The organism is Pseudoalteromonas sp. QJM3NY_12 (assembly GCF_056173165.1).
This window is the reverse complement of the sequence record NZ_CM149661.1, coordinates 31,793-53,151: the sequence shown is the minus strand read 5'-3', so window position 1 is coordinate 53,151 and position 21,359 is coordinate 31,793. Positions and strand designations below refer to the sequence as shown.

The window sequence follows — 21,359 nt, the reverse complement described above, 5'->3', positions numbered from 1 at the left end:
CATATATTCTCTTTTATAGGAGTACTAATGAGTAACTTTAGAACAGAATCAGATAGCATGGGCACACTCAACGTGCCTGCTGACGCACTTTATAAAGCACAGACCCAACGCGCCATTAATAACTTTACGATCAGCAGCCTCACAATGCCGCAGCAATTTATTATTGCCTTAGCGTATATCAAGCAAGCCGCTGCAATAGCCAATTTCAAACTAGGCCATTTAGATAAAACAAAAGCAAATGCGATCGACCATGCCTGCCAAGAAATTATTGATGGTAAGCATTATGAGCATTTCCCCGTTGATATTTTTCAAACTGGCTCAGGTACTAGCTCAAATATGAATGCTAATGAGGTCATTGCGAGCTTAGCCTCAAAACATGCTAACCAAGCTATCCACCCAAATGACGATGTGAATATGGGGCAAAGCTCTAATGACGTTATTCCCACTGCGATTGCTTTGAGTAGTGCGATCAGCGTTGATAAAAAATTACTGCCAGCACTAGCAAATTTAGCAGACGCCTTAGAGCAAAAAAAAGCAGACATCGGCCACATAGTTAAAACTGGGCGCACTCATTTAATGGATGCAATGCCAATAACTTTTGAGCAAACACTCAGCGCATGGCAATCGCAGGTAAAGCATGCAGCTAGCGGTATTGAGCATGCACTAATACGTGTCTGTGAGCTAGCGCAAGGTGGCACAGCAGTAGGTACAGGTATTAATGCCGACCCACAATTTGCCGCTCTATTTTCCACACAGCTAACTGAAAAGGTAGGGATTCAATTTACCCCTAGCGATAACTTTTTTTATAATATTGGATCACAAGATGCGATTGTCGCTTTATCAGGACAGCTAAAAGTCTATGCAGTTGCACAAATGAAAATAGCCAACGATTTACGCTGGATGAACTCAGGCCCACTTGCGGGACTTTCAGAAATTGAACTTGAAGCATTACAGCCTGGCTCATCAATTATGCCGGGTAAAGTGAATCCGGTGATCCCAGAAGCCGCTGCAATGGTTAGCGCCCAAGTCATTGGTAACGACGCAACCATTACGGTTGCAGGCCAAGCTGGCAACTTTGAGCTTAACGTAATGCTGCCGGTAATCGCTTACAATATTTTGCAAAGTACCGAGATACTCGCTAATAGCGCGCAAGTGTTGGCAGATAAAGCCATTGCTAGCTTTAAAGTTAATCAAACTCAGATAGATAAAGCATTAACTAAAAACCCGATTTTAGTGACTGCGCTAAACCCTGTTATTGGCTACGAAAAAGCAGCAAAAATTGCTAAGCAAGCTTATCAGCAAGCACAGCCAATTATTGATATCGCTGAGCAAGAAACCGACCTATCTCGATCAGAATTAGAGGCATTACTCAATCCAGCTAAATTAACGCAAGGCGGGTTAACTTAAAAACTCTCCTTATCACCTCTTTAATATGTTGATAGTAGAGTTTTTATTGCTGTAATGAATGCACAGTGTATGATAGTGATGAATAATTCATCACTATCAGGAACGATTATGCGTACTCCATTACTCGCTCTACTGCTACCGCTTTGCTTAACGGCGTGCTTAGAAACAACCTCAAATAAAACTGAGCAAACTAAAACCAATGCGGTAGAAAATACGTCTACGCCGATACCGCAACAAAAATTACCACAAGCGAATAAGCAAAATAAAATAGCACAGCCATTACCTGCTGATGCAGCAAAAGAAGTGTCGCTTGATGATATTAAAACAGCAAAAGATAAGCTAAACAGCCTCATAGCAGATAAGCAATGTTCAACGAGTTCACAGTGTAAAGTGAATGCTGTTGGTAGCCGTGCCTGTGGTGGACCGAGCGATTATATTGTGTACTCTACACAAAGCGCCCCCCAAAAACAGGTTTCAGCCCTAAGCGATACAATTACTCAATTGGAAAGTACTTATAATGCGCAAAAAGGCATGATGAGTATTTGCCAACATTTAACTGCGCCTAGTACCCAGTGCGTTGAAAATAAATGTGTTAAACTTGAAGGCTCTGCGGTAAGTGTATTTTAAGGATTAGATTATGAGTTGTTTGTCATCCGTAATTAAACTATCAGCTGCCAGTGTTGTCATGACTATGCTGCTTAGCGGTTGCAGTAGCACACTAACACCAAGCACAGCTCAAAACGCGAGTGAATCTGTTTTAAATACTCAGCTTAATGGGCTTACAAGTAATAAAAGCTGCACAGCCAGTTATCAATGTAAGGTGTTAGGTGTTGGCTCGCGTGTCTGTGGGGGGCCGAGTAAGTATGTTGTGTATTCAACATTAAATAATTCTCAAAAGCATGCCGAGCAATTAGCACAAAAAATCACTCAGCAAGAACAAAAAAATAACACTGCGCTTGAGTTCGATGACTGTTCACCAGTGCTAGAAGTTCACTCTTTATGTATTGATAACCAATGTAAAACCGTTAATTACCAGTAGCAGTTCGTTTCGGTGTTAATTTAATAGTGGTATTAACACCGAAATAACCACTACCATGAAAATACATACACCAGCCTTAAAAATGTATTCCAAAGGCATGTTCTTTTGTACCCAATAAGCATATATAAAACGCACAAAGTAGCTTGCCGCTGTGCCAAATAACGCAAACATAAGTAAGTAGGCAATCAATATAATATTCACAGCTGCACTTCTTTAGAAATAATAACCTCAGTGTAAGTATTTTATATAAAGAAGGCAAAAGGGTTACTTAGTCTTTTTTGTATGCTCAATGAGTAGATCTGCTACCTGTTGCTTTACCGCTCTTTTATCATCTACTGCAACTTCAAACCGACTAGCCAATTGTGCTATTTCATCATCATTTAAATTAAACGATAAACGCTGCCGTGTTTTTTTAGACTTTACATCAAGGCCTAAAATTTTGCGGATCATATCTGAGGGAGTAAGTTCTTGGTCGATAGCTTGTTTTTTTATCGACTTTTGTACCTCACTACTCAAATCAAAGGCCATTTGCGTGGCGCGCACAGCTTGCTCTTGGCGCAACCACTTGTCTTTAGCATCACTCACTGGGCATCTCCAGGAAACAAGTCAACGATATCGCTAATTGGGCGAGTTAATGTCAGTGATACTTCTGTTTCACCTCCCTCCCAAATTTCGATATTAACGCTATGCCCTTCATCGGGTGACGCTAAACAAATCATTTCACAGGGTTCACCACCGTCTTGCTCATAGCGAGGTAGCGCTTGGCCACGAAAATCTTTATTATGAAAATAACATACATAAGGTGATTCGCTTTGTTGATAACTGCCAGCTAAAAACTGCATTAAGCGCTCAGGCGTATTTTTAACTGTAATATGCGTTAACGATTCTTCATCAAAAATACGTGAAAACTCATCCAAACCAAATACTTCATCAACATCATCACGCTGAATCTTTATTGAGAAATTAGCCCACTGCTCACCATCGTTTTGTTCTATTTGTAAAAACACCACTTGGCCTGTGTTAGTTTCAAGTACGAATTCAGTATCACTACTATGTTGGTACTGATACGTTTGCACATCAATAACGCGAAGTGTTTGGCCTTTGAGCCATGCAGGATAAGCAAACGAGTCAATCACTGTAAACATGTCACCTTTTTTAAGGTCACTCGCGTGATTAAGCTGACGTTCTGGCTTTTTTTTAGATTTGAAAAAATTAAACATATAAGGTGCCTCTGTAAGCAAAAAAGGTAACGGAGCAAAACTCGGTTACCTTTTTAATATGGTTCTAAATGTTAGCTATTTTGCTTCGCTTTAATGCGCGCTAAAATATCAGCACTTTTTGGATTGGTATCACCAATACCCGCTTCAGCCATTTTAGCTTTTAAATCATCGCCATTAACATCTGCTTCTAGAGACTTTGCAGCACCTAATTGATCAGTACGGTCTTGTTGGCGTTGCTTAATGCGCTCAAGCGACTGACGAGCTGATGTCATCGACGAGCTATTAGTATTAAGCGTGCTATTTACAGCCATTGTCGCTTGTTGAACGCTTTCTGTGGTTTTAACCATAGTAAGCTGACGCTGGTTTTCTTTAATTGATTTTTCAGCATCTTTAACTTGCTGCTTCAAGGTCACTATGTGATTAGTAAAGCCCGCTAATACTTGCTCGTGTTCGGCTTTCTCAGCTTCAAAGTCACCAATTTTTTCTGCAATTTCTAATGCTAATGCTTCATTCCCTTTTTCAAGGGCTTGACCTGCATACGCTTCGTGCTCAGCAATTGATGCATCTACTGCGCTAATTTTACGTTTGGTTTGCATCTCTTTAGCCATTACTTCTGTCAGGCTTTTTTTAGCACGATTTAGTGCATTTTGTGCATCGGCAATTTCTTGTTCAAAAATACGAATACCATTCGCATCAACAATTGCTTCGCCCGCTTCACGCGCGCCACCACGTACCGCTGTAAATAATTTTTTTAAAATACTCATAATCTTAACTCCAAAAACTTGTTTATATCCTATTAGGTAAAGCGAGAGCCATATACTATTAGCAATCAGCACTTACCTAGGCGGGTATCCTAATCGTTTAAATACAAGGTCACGGCTTCTAGTGCATCAATTGCGTTATCCGCTAACGTCACTAGTTCGTGGGTAACGTCATCTAATGATGAATTTACCGAAAGTGCACCAAAAATCGCATATTTATTATCAATTTTGGCAAATGCACTTAGCGGAATTGGCACGTTTAAACGCAGTAGTGTTTCGTTTAACTCGTCGCGTAACTCGCTTTTTACTTCGTCTTCACCAAACAAGTAGCTAATACATAATAATTGCTCTTGTGTTTGGGTAACAAAAATTGGAAGCTCATCGTTTCCATCAACAATGACTTGTAAAACATCTTGCTCACCTGGATTGGCAATCAAGAAAGACTCAAAGTTAGCACCCTCAGTTTCAAAAGACGCTAATTTTATTGAAAGTTCATTTAATTCCATGTCTCTGCCTTTTTGTCGTTTGACATATTATGTCTGAGTTAAGATTCGCATGGCCGACATATTATGTCAACCATGTTTTATTAATTTTTATACAATTCACTTTCTATTTGCCAAGCAGCCCGGTAATAATCATATAAACGACCAGAACCTAACCTATTGACTTTAATATCGTTAACTTGTTCAAAATAGTTATTAGGAAATGCAAAACTGGCTAATAAATATTTTTTACTAATCCACCGAGATGGCACTGGCATATCCGTTATATTGCTAATACGTGCACTTGGTGATTGCCCCATTTTAGTAGCAATAGTCCACCCCCACTGACCAAACGAAGGGATGTTTTGCTGATATTGCTCTACATAATCAAAACCTGCGGCTTTAACGGTTTTAGCAATACTTAAAAATGCCTTTTTTGCATGATAAGGCGAGGTTGACTGTACCGCCATAGCACCATCAGGTGCCAATAATTGACGCACATGGTTATAAAAATAGTCGCTATACATCTTATTCAGATCGGGATGATTAGGGTCTGGCAGGTCAATTAGGATAGTATCGAACTGCTTTGACTGATCCAGTAGTCTCTCAACTTCTAAAAATGCATCACCCACAATAATATTTGCTCGGGGGTCATGCATCGATTCATTATTGAGTGCCACTAATCGCTGTTTAATATCATCAGGCGGTGTGTATTTGTTATCTTTATGACCAAATAAATTGAGTAGCTGTCCATCTAAATCAATTAAAGTCACTTCCTCAACCGGCCACTTTAATACATCACGCATGGCCAATCCGTCACCGCCACCAATAATCAAAACACGGTCATGACGATTAGATGCGAGCATTGCAGGATAAACCAGCATTGAGTGATATATTTGCTCATCTACACTAGAGAACTGCAAACGACCATTTAAGTATAGATCGGTAATTGGCTGTGGCTGATTTTTACTTAAGCGTTCGGTTAACACCACATGCTGGTATTTCGTTGCTTGGGAATAAATAACTTTATCTTTGTATAGTACGTTACTTAGATTATCCATCCAGCTACTACCAAACTGCAAAATAAAAGCGAATAACACCAGCAGTAATATATGGCAAACCAATAGCAACTTAGCAAAGCGTACATAGCTATGGTAACGCCATAAAAAGGCAAGGCCGGCAATAATGTTAAATAGCGCTGTCCAAGCAGCGGCTTGCATTATTGGCATCGCGAGCATAATACTCACCCAAATTGCCGCGCCAATACCGGCGCCAATATAGTCAGCCCCATATATAGTGCCGGCGTTATTTTCTAAAAAACGTCCATAAACATGCTGGCGAATACGCGCAATAAGCGGTATTTCCATACCAATAAATAGCCCTAATATTAAGCCAAATACATAAGGTAAAAAGCGAGACCACTCTTGCAGCTTTTGAAACACATAACCATTAAGAATAACGTCAGGTGGAATATTAAAAATACTTGAGAATAAATGAGGGAGTGAATAACTAACAGCAATGATACTGGCAATGGCTAATATACAGCCCATACCTATGAGCGCAATAATGCTTTCTAGCCAGGCAAATGCGGTAAAGGCATCTTTAAACCAACGCGCTAAAAATGCACCCATCCCCATAGCTACAATCATAGTGCCTATCATGGCGTAAATTGCACTCTCAACTGAGCCTAGTACTCGGCCAGCGTAATGAGAAAGTAAGTATTCATAAATAAGGCCGCACCCTGCGAGTACGGCCATAACAGTGATCAGTAAAATATCATGCCCAAGTAAATTAAATTTACTTGGGGAAGCTTGAGTTGATGACACGTGATTATGCACCCAGTAGTGTGGCCATAGTGATCCCGACAGCAAATGACACTGCTGCAGAAATAGCGGCAACACCCACATTCTTTTGACGATTCACTTCATCTGAAATATTACACCCAGCAAGAATGATTTTAATCGTCAGTAAGTGCAGTAAAATGAAAGCAACCAAACTAACAACGGCACTTAGCGCCCAGTAAAGTAAACTCGCGTTAATATTATCGGCAGCATAGGGAGCAATACCTGTTGCAGCAGTAATGGCTAATGCACTACCAATTAAAAAGCCGGCATAGCGAACACCTACTGCTAAATTACCATCAACAATGGCTTGTTGTAGGCAATCACCGCTTTTATTGGTGCGTTTAAATAATTGCACTCGGTATTGGCTTACTAAAAGCAGTACCACACTACCAATCACAAAAGCGGCAATCACAATAGGAATGCCATGCCAGCCTTCGGTAGCAACCCACAATAGTGCAGAGCGAATAACCACCGCAACACTAACTACATGGCCAAAATCAATAATTGACGCAGTAACGTTACCTTTGACTATTTCGTTATGTAAGCTTACTTTACGCAATGCCACTTTATCTTGAAAAAAGTGACCCAGCTTTATAAGCAAAATTGCTAATGCACCATAGCCAAGCATTAACAGAGCTTCTTTTTGTAACGTAGCAGCAAAAGCACCACTACTTACACCCGTTAATACAATCGCAAGGGCAACTAAGCCAGCGGCAAAGCTTATTCCGAATGCAAAGTTATCTCGCTCGGTAATTTCATCATTAGCATGTAAATTAGACACCCAACCTTTAATATACTTTAGGCTCACAAACAGTAAGATGATAATTGCAAAGTCTACTGACAGTGCTTGCAAAGACCACATAGTTATTCCATTAAATTCATACATATTATTCTAACTCCAACGTTATTCTTTACTTACCACGACTTACGCCGCGCGAGGTTCTGCTACTGCTATTACGAACCGATCCTGAATTATTGCTATAACTACTCGCTCTTGAGTAACTGCTGCGACTTTTAGACGGCGTATAACTGCTGCGACTCAAACCTGATGCACCTGTTTTTTTACTCGCATAAGGACTAGTGAACTGCTTGCCTTGGCGTTGGTAAGATTGTCGTGTACGTGTTTCTAACGCACTTTGGGTTTTTATTTGTTTAGGGCTTGAGTAACGAGTACGACCATAGTCATTGTAGTAACTATACTTGCGGCGTTTACTCCAACTTCCGTATTCAACTCGGTCAAATACATCACCCAAAATACGGTACATGCCGTACCATTGCCAAAAACTAATACCGCTACTATTCGTTTGCCAATTACCATAGTTAGGATTACCTACCATTTGGTTACCAACCCCTTGGCCTTCAGCTTTTTGGCTTATAGCGCCAACTCGTGCCAAAGAGCCATTCGACATATCCGCAAGCATATTAATAGGATCGGTTAAGGCATCAGAAAATAACGTTGGCTTGGCCGCCTCACGCAATAAATCAATATTGTATAAAGTGTCTTCGTAAGGAGGAATTAAGTAATTACCCTTAATATCATCAAGACGTTGGGTTAAGCCACTATAAAGGGCTCCTTGGCGTGTGGCATCAAGGCTAACGACATCAACAACCTTACTGAGTTCAGGCTGCTGTTGTTTAAGGATACGACTGTATTCTTTAAGAATAATCGCATTACGTATACTACCATTATCAAGTGCTTTACCAAGCTGAGTAAGCTCGACATCGGCCTTTTTAATGGACTCTTGAATTGTTTGTTGTAGCTGTTCTTCTTTAGATTGACAACCAATCAGTGCTGTAAACAAACAAAACAGGCTGAGAAGTTTCCAAGCTTTTATATTCGACATTCATGTCACCTGATTTACTAAATTATCCTAGATAGTTTTACACAGGACAGTTATTAAACCAACAATGAAATTGCAACAAGATGATAATTTAGGGACTAGTTTAAAGATGCAAGGAGAATAACTAAGATCAGTAAAGAGAGAGTGCTGATGGTAATACTTCAAAACTTAGGGCTGTATACTGACTATATTTGGAGTGGGTGCGCTACTTCGTTGTGATGACGCAGTAGAATGCCTTAGGGTCGGCTCTGATCAATTCTCTTCCTTTAACCTAATACCTTCTTTTACTTTATTCCAAACGTAAAAAAGCCCGACTCTTTCGAATCGGGCTTTCTTGTATTTGGAGCCTGGTAATGACCTACTTTCACATAACAAATGCTACACTATCATCGGCGCTGTTTCGTTTCACTACTGAGTTCGGCATGGGGTCAGGTGGGTCCAAAACGCTATTGTCACCAAGCAAATTTTGATGTCAGTCCGTATCGCTACGCACTAACTAAAATTTGGAATTTCTGATAATAAAAGTTTTCAAGTATCTACTTTAGTTATATTAACTTCTTCGCTTGTTTCACTATCACATAAAACGCGTTTGGCGTTGTATGGTTAAGCCTCACGGGTAATTAGTACAAGTTAGCTTAATGGCTCACACCACTTCCACATCTTGCCTATCAACGTTGTAGTCTTCAACGGCCCTTCAGAGACTTTAAAAGTCTAGTGAGAACTCATCTCGAGGCCTGCTTCGCGCTTAGATGCTTTCAGCGCTTATCAGTTCCGAACGTAGCTACCGGGCAATGCCATTGGCATGACAACCCGAACACCAGCGGTTCGTTCACTCCGGTCCTCTCGTACTAGGAGCAACCCCTCTCAATTCTCAAACGCCCACGGCAGATAGGGACCGAACTGTCTCACGACGTTCTAAACCCAGCTCGCGTACCACTTTAAATGGCGAACAGCCATACCCTTGGGACCGACTTCAGCCCCAGGATGTGATGAGCCGACATCGAGGTGCCAAACACCGCCGTCGATATGAACTCTTGGGCGGTATCAGCCTGTTATCCCCGGAGTACCTTTTATCCGTTGAGCGATGGCCCTTCCATTCAGAACCACCGGATCACTATGACCTACTTTCGTACCTGCTCGACGTGTCTGTCTCGCAGTTAAGCTGGCTTCTACCATTACACTAACCGTACGATGTCCGACCGTACTTAGCCAACCTTCGTGCTCCTCCGTTACTCTTTGGGAGGAGACCGCCCCAGTCAAACTACCCACCAGGCACTGTCCGTAACCCCGATTCAGGGGCCAACGTTAGAACATCAAAACTACAAGGGTGGTATTTCAAGGACGACTCCACAAAAACTAGCGTCTCTGCTTCAAAGTCTCCCACCTATCCTACACATGTAGGTTCAATGTTCAGTGCCAAGCTGTAGTAAAGGTTCACGGGGTCTTTCCGTCTAGCCGCGGGTACACAGCATCTTCACTGCGATTTCAATTTCACTGAGTCTCGGGTGGAGACAGCGTGGCCATGGTTACACCATTCGTGCAGGTCGGAACTTACCCGACAAGGAATTTCGCTACCTTAGGACCGTTATAGTTACGGCCGCCGTTTACCGGGGCTTCGATCAAGAGCTTCTCCGAAGATAACCCCATCAATTAACCTTCCGGCACCGGGCAGGTGTCACACCGTATACGTCATCTTGCGATTTTGCACAGTGCTGTGTTTTTAATAAACAGTCCCAGCCACCTGGTCACTGCGGCTCCAATCAGCTTAGAGAGCAAGTCTCATCACCAATCGGAGCGTACCTTCTCCCGAAGTTACGGTACGATTTTGCCTAGTTCCTTCACCCGAGTTCTCTCAAGCGCCTTAGTATTCTCTACCTGACCACCTGTGTCGGTTTGGGGTACGATTCGGTATAATCTGAAGCTTAGAGGCTTTTCCTGGAAGTATGGCATCAGCAACTTCATCACCGTGGTGACTCGTCTCGTGTCTCAGCCTAACAGCAACCCGGATTTACCTAAGTCGCTAGCCTACACACTTTCACATGGACTACCATCGCCATGCTTGCTTAGCCTGCTCCGTCCCCCCATCGCAATTATACCAAGTACGGAAATATTAATCCGTTTCCCATCGACTACGCCTTTCGGCCTCGCCTTAGGGGTCGACTTACCCTACCCTGATTAACATGGGATAGGAACCCTTGGTCTTCCGGCGTGCGGGTTTTTCACCCGCATTATCGTTACTCATGTCAGCATTCGCACTTCTGATACGTCCAGCATACCTCCCGGTACACCTTCAACCGCTTACAGAACGCTCCCCTACCACTCAGAATAAATTCTGAATCCGCAGCTTCGGTGCATAGTTTAGCCCCGTTACATCTTCCGCGCAGACCGACTCGACCAGTGAGCTATTACGCTTTCTTTAAAGGATGGCTGCTTCTAAGCCAACCTCCTGGCTGTCTGGGCCTTTCCACATCGTTTCCCACTTAACTATGACTTTGGGACCTTAGCTGGCGGTCTGGGTTGTTTCCCTCTTCACGACGGACGTTAGCACCCGCCGTGTGTCTCCCGGATATTACTTTACGGTATTCGGAGTTTGCAAAGGGTTGGTAAGTCGGGATGACCCCCTAGCCTTAACAGTGCTCTACCCCCGTAAGTATTCGTCCGAGGCTCTACCTAAATAGATTTCGGGGAGAACCAGCTATCTCCCGGTTTGATTAGCCTTTCACTCCTAACCACAGGTCATCCCCTAACTTTTCAACGTTAGTGGGTTCGGTCCTCCAATTGATGTTACTCAATCTTCAACCTGCCCATGGCTAGATCACCGGGTTTCGGGTCTATACCTTGCAACTATTCGCCCAGTTAAGACTCGGTTTCCCTACGGCTACCCTAATCGGTTAACCTCGCTACAAAATATAAGTCGCTGACCCATTATACAAAAGGTACGCAGTCACCCAACAAGTGGGCTCCTACTGCTTGTACGTACACGGTTTCAGGTTCTATTTCACTCCCCTCACAGGGGTTCTTTTCGCCTTTCCCTCACGGTACTGGTTCACTATCGGTCAGTTGGGAGTATTTAGCCTTAGATGATGGTCCACCTATATTCAGTCAAAGTTTCACGTGCTCCGACCTACTCGATTTCACTTAAAATTCGTTTTCATGTACGGGACTATCACCCTGTATCGTGGCACTTTCCAGAGCCTTCCATTAACACATAATAAGCTTAAGGGCTGTTCCGATTTCGCTCGCCGCTACTATCGGAATCTCGGTTGATTTCTTTTCCTACGGGTACTTAGATGTTTCAGTTCTCCGCGTTCGCCTCGTTAACCTATGTATTCAGTTAACGATACCTGCAAGCAGGTGGGTTTCCCCATTCGGAAATCCTAGTCTCAAGTGCTTTTTACTAGCTTGACTAGGCTTATCGCAAGTTAATACGTCCTTCATCGCCTCCAACTGCCAAGGCATCCACCGTGTACGCTTAGTCACTTAACCATACAACCCAAACGGGTCTTTGTTTCGTGACAGTTTAACTTCGCCAGAAGTTAATATTGAATACTAAAGTAGATACCAATTAATCCGAGGATTAAATTGGCACTGAATGATACTGCTATCATTCTTTTTTACTTTTGAAAACTCTGTACAAATACAATGTATTCATACGAATTTTATTATCAGCTTTTCCAAATTTTTAAAGAGCAGAGAATCAAAAACTTCTCAAAATTAAACACACTCTATTCTCAGGTGATTGTGCTACCCGATAAAAGAATATTTATTTTTAAGAAGTAAAGTGGTGGAGCTAAGCAGGATCGAACTGCTGACCTCCTGCGTGCAAGGCAGGCGCTCTCCCAGCTGAGCTATAGCCCCACATATGCTGGTCTTACTGTTTGTATACCGACTTCTTTTTAAGACAAGGCGTAAGTTGAGGCTGTTTAGTTCACTAAACAACGAAGCTTACAACGAAGTATTAAGAAGAAGTGGTGGGTCTGAGTAGATTTGAACTACCGACCTCACCCTTATCAGGGGTGCGCTCTAACCAGCTGAGCTACAGACCCAAACAATAAGTGTTGTTCTCTTTACAATTAACAATCATCTGTGTGGACACTACGAACAAATAAGCTCTAAATCGTATAAGGAGGTGATCCAGCCCCAGGTTCCCCTAGGGCTACCTTGTTACGACTTCACCCCAGTCATGAATCACTCCGTGGTAAACGTCCTCCCGAGGGTTAGACTATCTACTTCTGGAGCAACCCACTCCCATGGTGTGACGGGCGGTGTGTACAAGGCCCGGGAACGTATTCACCGCGTCATTCTGATACGCGATTACTAGCGATTCCGACTTCATGGAGTCGAGTTGCAGACTCCAATCCGGACTACGACGCACTTTAAGTGATTCGCTTACCTTCGCAGGTTCGCAGCACTCTGTATGCGCCATTGTAGCACGTGTGTAGCCCTACACGTAAGGGCCATGATGACTTGACGTCGTCCCCACCTTCCTCCGGTTTATCACCGGCAGTCTCCTTAGAGTTCTCAGCATTACCTGCTAGCAACTAAGGATAGGGGTTGCGCTCGTTGCGGGACTTAACCCAACATCTCACAACACGAGCTGACGACAGCCATGCAGCACCTGTATCAGAGTTCCCGAAGGCACCAAACCATCTCTGGTAAGTTCTCTGTATGTCAAGTGTAGGTAAGGTTCTTCGCGTTGCATCGAATTAAACCACATGCTCCACCGCTTGTGCGGGCCCCCGTCAATTCATTTGAGTTTTAACCTTGCGGCCGTACTCCCCAGGCGGTCTACTTAATGCGTTAGCTTTGAAAAACAGAACCGAGGTTCCGAGCTTCTAGTAGACATCGTTTACGGCGTGGACTACCAGGGTATCTAATCCTGTTTGCTCCCCACGCTTTCGTACATGAGCGTCAGTGTTGACCCAGGTGGCTGCCTTCGCCATCGGTATTCCTTCAGATCTCTACGCATTTCACCGCTACACCTGAAATTCTACCACCCTCTATCACACTCTAGTTTGCCAGTTCGAAATGCAGTTCCCAGGTTGAGCCCGGGGCTTTCACATCTCGCTTAACAAACCGCCTGCGTACGCTTTACGCCCAGTAATTCCGATTAACGCTCGCACCCTCCGTATTACCGCGGCTGCTGGCACGGAGTTAGCCGGTGCTTCTTCTGTCAGTAACGTCACAGCTAGCAGGTATTAACTACTAACCTTTCCTCCTGACTGAAAGTGCTTTACAACCCGAAGGCCTTCTTCACACACGCGGCATGGCTGCATCAGGCTTGCGCCCATTGTGCAATATTCCCCACTGCTGCCTCCCGTAGGAGTCTGGGCCGTGTCTCAGTCCCAGTGTGGCTGATCATCCTCTCAAACCAGCTAGGGATCGTCGCCTTGGTGAGCCATTACCTCACCAACTAGCTAATCCCACTTGGGCCAATCTAAAGGCGAGAGCCGAAGCCCCCTTTGGTCCGTAGACATTATGCGGTATTAGCAGTCGTTTCCAACTGTTGTCCCCCACCTCAAGGCATGTTCCCAAGCATTACTCACCCGTCCGCCGCTCGTCATCTTCTAGCAAGCTAGAAATGTTACCGCTCGACTTGCATGTGTTAGGCCTGCCGCCAGCGTTCAATCTGAGCCATGATCAAACTCTTCAATTAAAAAGTTTTTTGTCTTTCGACAGCTCAATGAATTCTGAATTTATTTAATATCTTTCGATATTGAATTGACTGTGCTGAATAACTACCTAAGTAATTATTCTGTTGGTCACTCAGTTTCAATTGAGACTCTAAATTTGTTTGCCTCACTTAGTAAACTAAGCTTGGCTGTTAGAACTCAATCTGCACGAGTGCCCACACAGATGATTGCTTTATATTGTTAAAGAACGTTGCGACGTTGTCGCTAGGGATGCGTATAATACATCCTTTATTTTTCGAGTCAACACTTAATTTTAAACTTTCTTACGATGATTTAAACTCAAGTTTTATTTAACTCTCTGAGTAGTTCGTGCCTCGCTATGCGTTGGCGTTCCCCGTCTCAGTGGGGTCGCATTATAGGGAGAACAGATTTTTACGCAAGTACTTTTTTAAAGAAAAACTAAAAAAACACACTGTTCGGTTAGTATCTGAGCGAAAGCAGGTGAAACTGGTAGTTTTATAATCAATACAGGCTTTGCTGGCACTAAAATAAGCGCTACTGTTACACTAATACTCTTAATATGTTTAATTTAAAGGTGCATATATGGCAATACGTTCTTATAAAGGAATCACTCCTGCGTTTAATAAATCTGTTTATGTAGACGAGTCGTCTGTATTAGTCGGTGATATCACTATAGGTGATGATAGCAGTGTATGGCCGTTAGTTGCTGCCCGCGGTGATGTTAACTATATTCGTATTGGTCAGCGTACTAATATACAAGATGGCAGCGTTTTACACTTATCAAGAGCAACAAAGAATAATCCAGACGGCTACCCGCTTATTATTGGTGATGATGTAACCGTTGGTCATAAGGTAATGCTACATGGCTGCGTATTAGGTAATCGTATACTCGTGGGTATGGGCGCTATTATTATGGATAATGTGATTGTAGAAGATGAGGTTATTATTGGTGGCGGTGCTTTAGTACCCCCTAATAAGCGTTTAGAGTCTGGTTTTTTATATGTAGGTAGCCCAGTAAAACAAGCTCGCCCATTAACAGAGCAAGAGCTGAGCTTTTTAAAAGTGTCTGCTGATAATTATGTTCAGCTAAAAGATGAATACTTAGCTGAAGACGCTAGTTAATTTAACTAACTAGACTCACTTCTATTTGACCTGCCGAGTTATAGCATTCATCTTCAATAAGCTGCTCGGCACGTTCTTCATAATCAAAACGGTATTGCTCAAAATAACGCGTTGCATGACTCTCATCGGCTAAATTTAAACTACTGACAGCAATCACACACTCAACTAGCATGCCACTTACTTGTGCAAAAAAAACTAATTGATGAGTTGGCTCTCTAAATTCGAGTCGATCTATAAACTGTATTGCTTGATTCATTTAAGCACTCCCTGCTTTAGTGCAGTAATAACAGGGACAATCTCAGGCATTTTATTTCGCCATACATAATAAGCTTGTGCGGCTTGGCCTACTAGCATACCACTGCCATCTAATAGCTTAGCTGCTTTATTGTGTTCGCTGACCCAATTCATGAATAGCGTATTTTGCGTGGCGTAAAACATATCATAAGCCATTTCACATGTGCTTAAGTGCTTTTCGCTTAACGCAGGTAATTCGTTATTCATGCTGCTCGAGGTTGAGTTAATAACTAAATGATAATCAGCAAAAGGAAGGTCGTCAAAACCATACCCCGAAACATTGCCATGCCCAGTGAAGAGTTTTGCCAATGTTTGGGCTTTGTGTGCTGTGCGATTAACAATAACTATCTCTGCGGGATTTTGCTCTAGTAAAGGTAAGATAACTCCTCGAGCAGCGCCACCCGCACCAATGATCAACAGGCGTTTACCTGTTATCGTTATTTTATTGGTCAGTAAGTCGTTAACAAAACCAGTGCCATCAGTGTTATCACCAAGTAAACTGCCATCATCGCGCTTTTTAAGGGTGTTCACTGCGCCTGCCAGTTTAGCAACTGGGGTGAGTTCATCGGCTAAAGCAAAAGCCTGCTCTTTGAAAGGAACAGTGACATTGGCGCCTTTTCCCCCTTGCTCAAAAAAAGCAGCGACTGTTTTTTCAAATCCATCGATAGGTGCTAATATTGCGCGATAGTCGATTTGCTCTCCCAATGATTTTGCAAACTGCTGATGAATAATGGGAGATTTTGAATGTTTGATTGGATTTCCAAAAACCGCATATTTGTCCATTTTAAACAACCTCTTCGCAGTTTTAGTACTGCCTATTAACGATGATAAAATTATGATTAAAAGACTCTTTTCAAGATCAAAGCCGTCTACAACTACACAAGCACCTACGCCAGATAAAACTCCGTATGAAATCATTGGTGGAGAAGCCCCCACGCGTGCAATTGCTAATAGATTCTACGATATAATGGCCAGTGATGAATACGCTAAACCGTTATATGATATGCATCCTCAACCATTAGACAGAATTCGCCAAGTATTTTTTGAGTTTTTATCCGGTTGGCTTGGTGGGCCTGACCTATTTGTAGAAAAACACGGCCACCCGATGCTGCGTAAACGCCATATGCCGTTCCCTATTGATCAAGACTTACGTGATCAGTGGATGTATTGCATGAATAAGACCTTAGATATAGAAATAGATAACCCTGTGTTACGCGAAGGCTTACGTCAATCACTGGCTCAGCTTGCCAGCCATATGATTAACCAGCATTAACCTACCTCGTTCTTTAATTGTGGATTATTTGCGCTAAGTCAAAATCCGCTTTTCTAAAATATAGATAATACCCTATCAAATAATTAGAAAAGCGTGGCGCGTGTGAAATCAATCCAACATAAAATTTATGCTTTATTAGCTCTAACTGGCGTTATTGTATTAATAGCCAGTATTTTTAGTAGTGCTAGCCAACAGCGCACGCTCGCCCAGGATACGGTGGCAGAAAACATTAAGCTGCTTGCCGATAATTATTTTGACTCAATAAACACCATGATGCTAACCGGTACTATGGCTAATCGAGAATTATTGAGCCAAAAGCTACGCAAACACCCTAATATAGAAGATGCTCATATTATTCGCTCCGATATAGTTAATAATCTGTATGGTGCCGGAAATAAAAACCAAACAGCAAGTAATAACAACGAACGCGAAGCACTAAAGGGTAAAGAAAGCTTATTTATAGAGCAAAACACCGATAGCCGCAGTATGACCTACCTACGCCCTATGTATGCTAGCTCTGATTATAAAGGTACTAACTGTTTAGGCTGCCACCAAGCGCAAGAAGGCGATGTACTAGGCGTGGTAAAAATTAGTTATTCCTTAGCTGATATTGATAATGAGGTAACTTACAACACCTTAGTAACCACCAGCCTACTTTCTACTATTTTTATTATTGCCTTTGTGCTGCTAGGTATAGTGTTTAGAAAAATATTTATAGTGCGCCTTAAAAAGCTCGGCCATGCAATGCACTTAGCCACTACCAATAAAGATTTAACCTTACGCATTAAAGATAACGCCGAAGATGAACTCGGCTGGCTTGCCACCAGCTTTAACCAAATGATTGCTACGTTTAAAGATAATATTGCTCAGGTATCTCACTCTTCAAAAGTACTTATTCATTCAGCAGAGAAAATTTATACCTCGGCCGATACCACTGAGCGCGCTATTTTAGAACAAAAGAAAAGTACCGATTCGGTGGCCGCAGCAATTAATGAACTAGAAAGCTCATCCAATGAAGTAAGAAACACCACTCATTTTGCTCAAGAAAAATCTGAGAACAGTAATGAACTAGCACAACAAAGCATGCAGGTTGCAGAGCAAACCGAACTCAGTATTAATCAGTTAGCAGAAGATGTACGCCAAGCGGCAGATCAAGTGAGACAACTGCAAGAGCAAACGCTTGAGGTGGGAAAAGTACTTGAGGTGATCAGCAGTATCGCCGAGCAAACAAATTTATTAGCGCTTAATGCTGCCATTGAAGCTGCCCGTGCAGGTGAAGCTGGCCGAGGCTTTGCCGTTGTTGCTGATGAAGTACGTACTTTAGCAACTCGAACTCATGCCTCTACCGATGAAATACGCCGTACTATAGATAAGTTACAATCCGAAGCCGCGCAAACCGTTAAAACCATGGGTGAGTCCTGTGCAGAGGCAGACGAAAGAGCGCAACAAGTACAACAAGTTGCACAAGCTTTAAAAGATATTTCAGGGCAAATGAATGAAATAAATGAGCTCAATATACAAATAGCCGATGCAACAGAGCAACAAAACCAAGCTGCTGAAGAAATAAATATAAGTGTTGTTGGTATTAGCGATAACGCCGAGCAATCATTAGTGGATGCCGATGAAAATCAAAAAGTCAGTGAAGAGTTACTCAACTTAGCTCGCTCGTTAGATGAGCAGGTACGCAGTTTTAAACTTAAACAATAATTTTAAAAGCCAGTCAATAAGTAGCTTATTGACTGGCATATCATTCTTAGCCCAGTGCTAACCAATCTCGAGGCTTTAAGAAATCTTTATATAGTAATGCCTCTGCGCTGTCTTCGGCTGGGGTATAGTTATACTCCCAACGGGCTAAAGGTGGCATCGACATTAAAATAGATTCCGTACGGCCACCGCTTTGTAAACCAAACAATGTGCCACGGTCCCAGACTAAATTAAACTCAACATAACGACCACGGCGGTATAATTGGAAGTCGCGCTGCTGCTCGGTGTACTCATCGTTTTTACGACGTTCAATAATAGGAACGTAAGCATCTAAAAAGCCATTACCCACCGATTGCATAAATGCAAAGCTTTGCTCAAAACCTAACTCATTTAAATCGTCAAAAAATAAGCCGCCTACGCCGCGGGTTTCATCACGATGTTTTAAATAAAAGTATTCGTCACACCATTTTTTATATTTTGGATAAACATCATCGCCAAATGGCTGACACACATCGTGCGCAACTTGGTGCCAATGCACTACATCTTCAAGTACAGGGTAAAACGGGGTTAAATCAAAACCACCACCAAACCACCAAATCGGTTCTTCACCTTCTTTTTCGGCAATAAAAAAGCGTACATTGGCATGGCTTGTTGGTATATGTGGGTTTTTAGGATGAATCACTAACGATACACCACACGCATGAAAACTACGTCCTGCAAGTTCAGGCCTATGTGCAGTGGCAGAGCCCGGCATAGAGGCACCAAATACATGAGAGTAATTAACTCCGCCTTGCTCAATCACATTACCATTGGTGATAACGCGAGTACGACCACCGCCGCCCTCTTCTCGCTGCCAGCTGTCTTCAACAAATTGTGCTTTCCCATCTGCTGCTTCTAAGCCTTGGCAAATGGTATCTTGCAAAGCCATAAAGTAGGCTTTTACTTGTTTTAATAATTCGCTTTGCATAGTTAACCTCTGAATATATTGCCTGTTGTGGCATCTTTAATGGTGCTTGGTTGTGTATTACCACCTAATGGTTCATCAACATAAAAACTAACCTGATCTGCAAACTGCTGCTGCGCCTCAACAATACTTGTTACCGTTGCTTGACCAGTTAAATTTGCACTTGTTGATACCAATGGTTTACCAAACTCTTGGCATAAACGTTTAACTGTAGGATGGTTAGTTACTCTCACTGCAATAGTATCAAATTGCCCTGTTAACCACTTCGGCGTGGTTTTAGCAGCAGGCATGACCCAGGTAATAGCACCAGGCCAACTTGAAAAAATATCAGCGCGTTTGTCCATGGGCAACTTAGCGTCATCCACGTACTTTAATAATTGCCCGTAATTGTCAGCAATTAAAATAAGCCCTTTTTCAACTGGGCGTTGTTTAATATCAAGTAAACGCTCCACCGCTTGTTGATTATCAGGATCGCAACCTAAGCCATAAACAGCTTCAGTTGGGTATAAAATAACATCGCCTTGTTCTAAGCTTGTTATTGCAGCAGATAAAGAAGAAAGGTCAGACAAAATTGTCTCCAGAGATATTTATGTTATTCAGTGGCAGCAAACTTATGCATACAGCTTTTTTGTGGGCATTGTAACACAACACCACTCGCGGCTTTTTTCTCAGTAACAACTGGCCAGTCACATACAGGACACGCTTGAGCTACAGGTTTATGATTAAGCGTATATTTACAGCTTGGGTAACAGTCGCAGGAATAGAATACTTTACCAAACTTATTACTGCGTGAAACTAAATGCCCTTTTTTACATTTAGGGCAACCAACCACAGGCTCTTCACTTGGGGTGTCGTCATCGTCACTGGCAATATAGTGGCATTCAGGATAACCCGTACAACCAATAAACATACCGTAGCGACCATTTTTCACCACCAGCGGCTTGCTACACTCTGGACACTCGCTGTCCTCAAGTACTTTTATTTCATTGCTATCATGATGGGCAAGCGGGCGAATAAAATCGCACTTAGGGTAACTAGCGCAGCCTAAAAAAGGCCCCGACTTACTATTACGAATGACGAGTTCTGAACCACATTGCGGGCATATCTCATATTCTTTTTCTAAGGCGTGTTTATTGGCCGAGAAAAGTGAATGATCGATTTTACTCATGTAAATCCTAGTGGTTGGTGAATTTTCGCCTAATATACCCAAAACCCTTAAAGATACAAGCTATCGCAGTCGGTTTGTTAACGCTGAAAATAATAAAACACCCAATAATGGTTAATGTAACACTTCGCTAGGCTCATCAAAAATAAGATCTTCCATTTGCTCATACGCCTGCTGAGAATCAGGGGCATTGAATAACACCATCAAAATTAACCATTTTAAATCTTCTAAAGTAATGGCTGAATTATCAAGCGCCGCCAAACGATCCATCACCATTTCACGAGTGGTGCTATTAATAACGCCGGTTTGTTCAACAAACATTAAAAAGCCACGGCATTCAGTATCAAGAACTCGACACTCGCTATCGGTAAAGATTCGCACTGCATGCTGCTCAGTGGCTAATAAATAAGGCGACTCATTACTATATTGTAATGCGGCAAGTTGATCTAACCAGTCAATAGCTTTGTTTATTTCCGGCTTGTTAAACCCAGCGCGCAGTAGCTCATCAGTAAGCTTACTTTGCTCAACAAAAACATCGCTTTCGCTGTGAACATAGTTTTCAAATAAATACATAAGAATATCAAACATA

20 protein-coding genes, 2 tRNA genes and 3 rRNA genes are annotated in these 21,359 nt (G+C 42.5%); 6 read left to right on the top strand and 19 right to left on the bottom strand.

Annotated elements, in window-relative coordinates; genetic code table 11:
* Window positions 1-27: 27 nt before the first annotated feature.
* The 3 genes from AC0VZ5_RS00260 (at window position 28) to AC0VZ5_RS00250 (ending at window position 2,446) form a co-directional block, all read left to right on the top strand.
* Window positions 28-1,407, top strand: a complete 1,380-nt coding sequence (locus AC0VZ5_RS00260; RefSeq protein WP_475473681.1) for a class II fumarate hydratase — start codon at window positions 28-30, stop codon at window positions 1,405-1,407.
* Window positions 1,408-1,515: 108 nt separating this feature from the next.
* Complete coding sequence (locus AC0VZ5_RS00255; RefSeq protein WP_010392545.1) at window positions 1,516-2,034, top strand: hypothetical protein; 519 nt, start codon at window positions 1,516-1,518, stop codon at window positions 2,032-2,034.
* Window positions 2,035-2,044: 10 nt separating this feature from the next.
* Window positions 2,045-2,446 (top strand): hypothetical protein, encoded by a 402-nt coding sequence (locus AC0VZ5_RS00250; protein WP_475473679.1) that lies wholly within the window; start codon window positions 2,045-2,047, stop codon window positions 2,444-2,446.
* Between the two features lie 15 nt (window positions 2,447-2,461).
* Here the strand turns inward: AC0VZ5_RS00250 and AC0VZ5_RS00245 are convergent, their stop codons facing one another.
* The 13 genes from AC0VZ5_RS00245 to AC0VZ5_RS00185 form a co-directional block, all read right to left on the bottom strand.
* A complete protein-coding gene (locus AC0VZ5_RS00245) occupies window positions 2,462-2,647 on the bottom strand; it encodes a hypothetical protein (RefSeq protein ID WP_021033113.1) in 186 nt (61 codons plus the stop codon).
* A gap of 63 nt (window positions 2,648-2,710) precedes the next feature.
* Window positions 2,711-3,031, bottom strand: coding sequence for a hypothetical protein (locus AC0VZ5_RS00240; RefSeq protein WP_010392540.1), 321 nt, complete (start codon window positions 3,029-3,031; stop codon window positions 2,711-2,713).
* Window positions 3,028-3,666, bottom strand: coding sequence for a DUF4178 domain-containing protein (locus AC0VZ5_RS00235; protein ID WP_138609634.1), 639 nt, complete (start codon window positions 3,664-3,666; stop codon window positions 3,028-3,030). Before AC0VZ5_RS00235 ends, AC0VZ5_RS00240 begins: the two co-directional genes overlap by 4 nt.
* Window positions 3,667-3,737: 71 nt before the next feature.
* Window positions 3,738-4,430, bottom strand: coding sequence for a PspA/IM30 family protein (locus tag AC0VZ5_RS00230; protein WP_055013441.1), 693 nt, complete (start codon window positions 4,428-4,430; stop codon window positions 3,738-3,740).
* A gap of 89 nt (window positions 4,431-4,519) precedes the next feature.
* The gene (locus AC0VZ5_RS00225; RefSeq protein WP_008113284.1) at window positions 4,520-4,933 is read right to left on the bottom strand and encodes a YjfI family protein; all 414 of its coding nucleotides are present in this window, start codon (window positions 4,931-4,933) and stop codon (window positions 4,520-4,522) included.
* An 80-nt stretch (window positions 4,934-5,013) separates the two neighbouring features.
* Window positions 5,014-6,735: a polyamine aminopropyltransferase gene (locus AC0VZ5_RS00220; RefSeq protein WP_475473675.1), complete on the bottom strand. Its 1,722-nt coding sequence runs from the start codon at window positions 6,733-6,735 to the stop codon at window positions 5,014-5,016.
* A gap of 4 nt (window positions 6,736-6,739) precedes the next feature.
* Entirely contained in the window at window positions 6,740-7,639 is a 900-nt protein-coding gene (locus tag AC0VZ5_RS00215) for a DUF350 domain-containing protein (protein WP_041709155.1), read from the bottom strand.
* A gap of 25 nt (window positions 7,640-7,664) precedes the next feature.
* Window positions 7,665-8,597 carry a CHAD domain-containing protein gene (locus AC0VZ5_RS00210; RefSeq protein WP_464710621.1) on the bottom strand — a complete coding sequence of 311 codons (933 nt, stop codon included), beginning with the start codon at window positions 8,595-8,597 and terminating at the stop codon, window positions 7,665-7,667.
* Window positions 8,598-8,939: 342 nt separating this feature from the next.
* Window positions 8,940-9,054, bottom strand: a 5S ribosomal RNA gene (gene rrf / locus AC0VZ5_RS00205).
* A gap of 139 nt (window positions 9,055-9,193) precedes the next feature.
* Window positions 9,194-12,080, bottom strand: a 23S ribosomal RNA gene (locus AC0VZ5_RS00200).
* Window positions 12,081-12,376: 296 nt separating this feature from the next.
* A tRNA-Ala gene (locus AC0VZ5_RS00195) sits at window positions 12,377-12,452 on the bottom strand.
* Window positions 12,453-12,563: 111 nt separating this feature from the next.
* Window positions 12,564-12,640: transfer RNA gene (locus AC0VZ5_RS00190), tRNA-Ile, on the bottom strand.
* A gap of 76 nt (window positions 12,641-12,716) precedes the next feature.
* Window positions 12,717-14,250, bottom strand: a 16S ribosomal RNA gene (locus AC0VZ5_RS00185).
* Together the 16S, 23S and 5S rRNA genes with 2 tRNA genes alongside form the textbook arrangement of a ribosomal RNA operon.
* A gap of 580 nt (window positions 14,251-14,830) precedes the next feature.
* Here AC0VZ5_RS00185 and AC0VZ5_RS00180 point away from each other — a divergent pair.
* The gene (locus AC0VZ5_RS00180) at window positions 14,831-15,370 is read left to right on the top strand and encodes a gamma carbonic anhydrase family protein (protein WP_248474676.1); all 540 of its coding nucleotides are present in this window, start codon (window positions 14,831-14,833) and stop codon (window positions 15,368-15,370) included.
* 1 nt (window position 15,371) lies between these two features.
* Here AC0VZ5_RS00180 and AC0VZ5_RS00175 read toward each other — a convergent pair whose 3' ends face one another.
* Both AC0VZ5_RS00175 and aroE read right to left on the bottom strand, forming a co-directional pair.
* Window positions 15,372-15,626: a DUF1488 family protein gene (locus AC0VZ5_RS00175; protein ID WP_075169462.1), complete on the bottom strand. Its 255-nt coding sequence runs from the start codon at window positions 15,624-15,626 to the stop codon at window positions 15,372-15,374.
* Entirely contained in the window at window positions 15,623-16,447 is an 825-nt protein-coding gene (gene aroE / locus AC0VZ5_RS00170; RefSeq protein ID WP_248474677.1) for a shikimate dehydrogenase, read from the bottom strand. Before aroE ends, AC0VZ5_RS00175 begins: the two co-directional genes overlap by 4 nt.
* Window positions 16,448-16,499: 52 nt before the next feature.
* On the opposite strand from aroE, the gene AC0VZ5_RS00165 reads away from it, so the two are divergent.
* Together AC0VZ5_RS00165 and AC0VZ5_RS00160 are read left to right on the top strand one after the other, a co-directional pair.
* Window positions 16,500-16,937 (top strand): group II truncated hemoglobin, encoded by a 438-nt coding sequence (locus AC0VZ5_RS00165; protein ID WP_010392770.1) that lies wholly within the window; start codon window positions 16,500-16,502, stop codon window positions 16,935-16,937.
* Window positions 16,938-17,039: 102 nt separating this feature from the next.
* Entirely contained in the window at window positions 17,040-18,644 is a 1,605-nt protein-coding gene (locus AC0VZ5_RS00160; protein ID WP_475473672.1) for a methyl-accepting chemotaxis protein, read from the top strand.
* A 46-nt stretch (window positions 18,645-18,690) separates the two neighbouring features.
* On the opposite strand, the gene hemF is transcribed toward AC0VZ5_RS00160, so the two are convergent.
* From hemF to AC0VZ5_RS00140, 4 genes are all read right to left on the bottom strand, one after another.
* Complete coding sequence (gene hemF / locus AC0VZ5_RS00155; protein ID WP_010392766.1) at window positions 18,691-19,608, bottom strand: oxygen-dependent coproporphyrinogen oxidase; 918 nt, start codon at window positions 19,606-19,608, stop codon at window positions 18,691-18,693.
* A 2-nt stretch (window positions 19,609-19,610) separates the two neighbouring features.
* Window positions 19,611-20,174, bottom strand: coding sequence for an L-threonylcarbamoyladenylate synthase type 1 TsaC (gene tsaC, locus AC0VZ5_RS00150; RefSeq protein WP_138571419.1), 564 nt, complete (start codon window positions 20,172-20,174; stop codon window positions 19,611-19,613).
* Window positions 20,175-20,197: 23 nt separating this feature from the next.
* On the bottom strand, window positions 20,198-20,773 hold the full coding sequence (locus tag AC0VZ5_RS00145) for a DNA topoisomerase family protein (RefSeq protein ID WP_010392760.1): 576 nt from the start codon (window positions 20,771-20,773) through the stop codon (window positions 20,198-20,200).
* 111 nt (window positions 20,774-20,884) lie between these two features.
* Window positions 20,885-21,358, bottom strand: coding sequence for a DUF494 family protein (locus AC0VZ5_RS00140; RefSeq protein ID WP_010392756.1), 474 nt, complete (start codon window positions 21,356-21,358; stop codon window positions 20,885-20,887).
* Between the last annotated feature and the right edge of the window lies 1 nt (window position 21,359).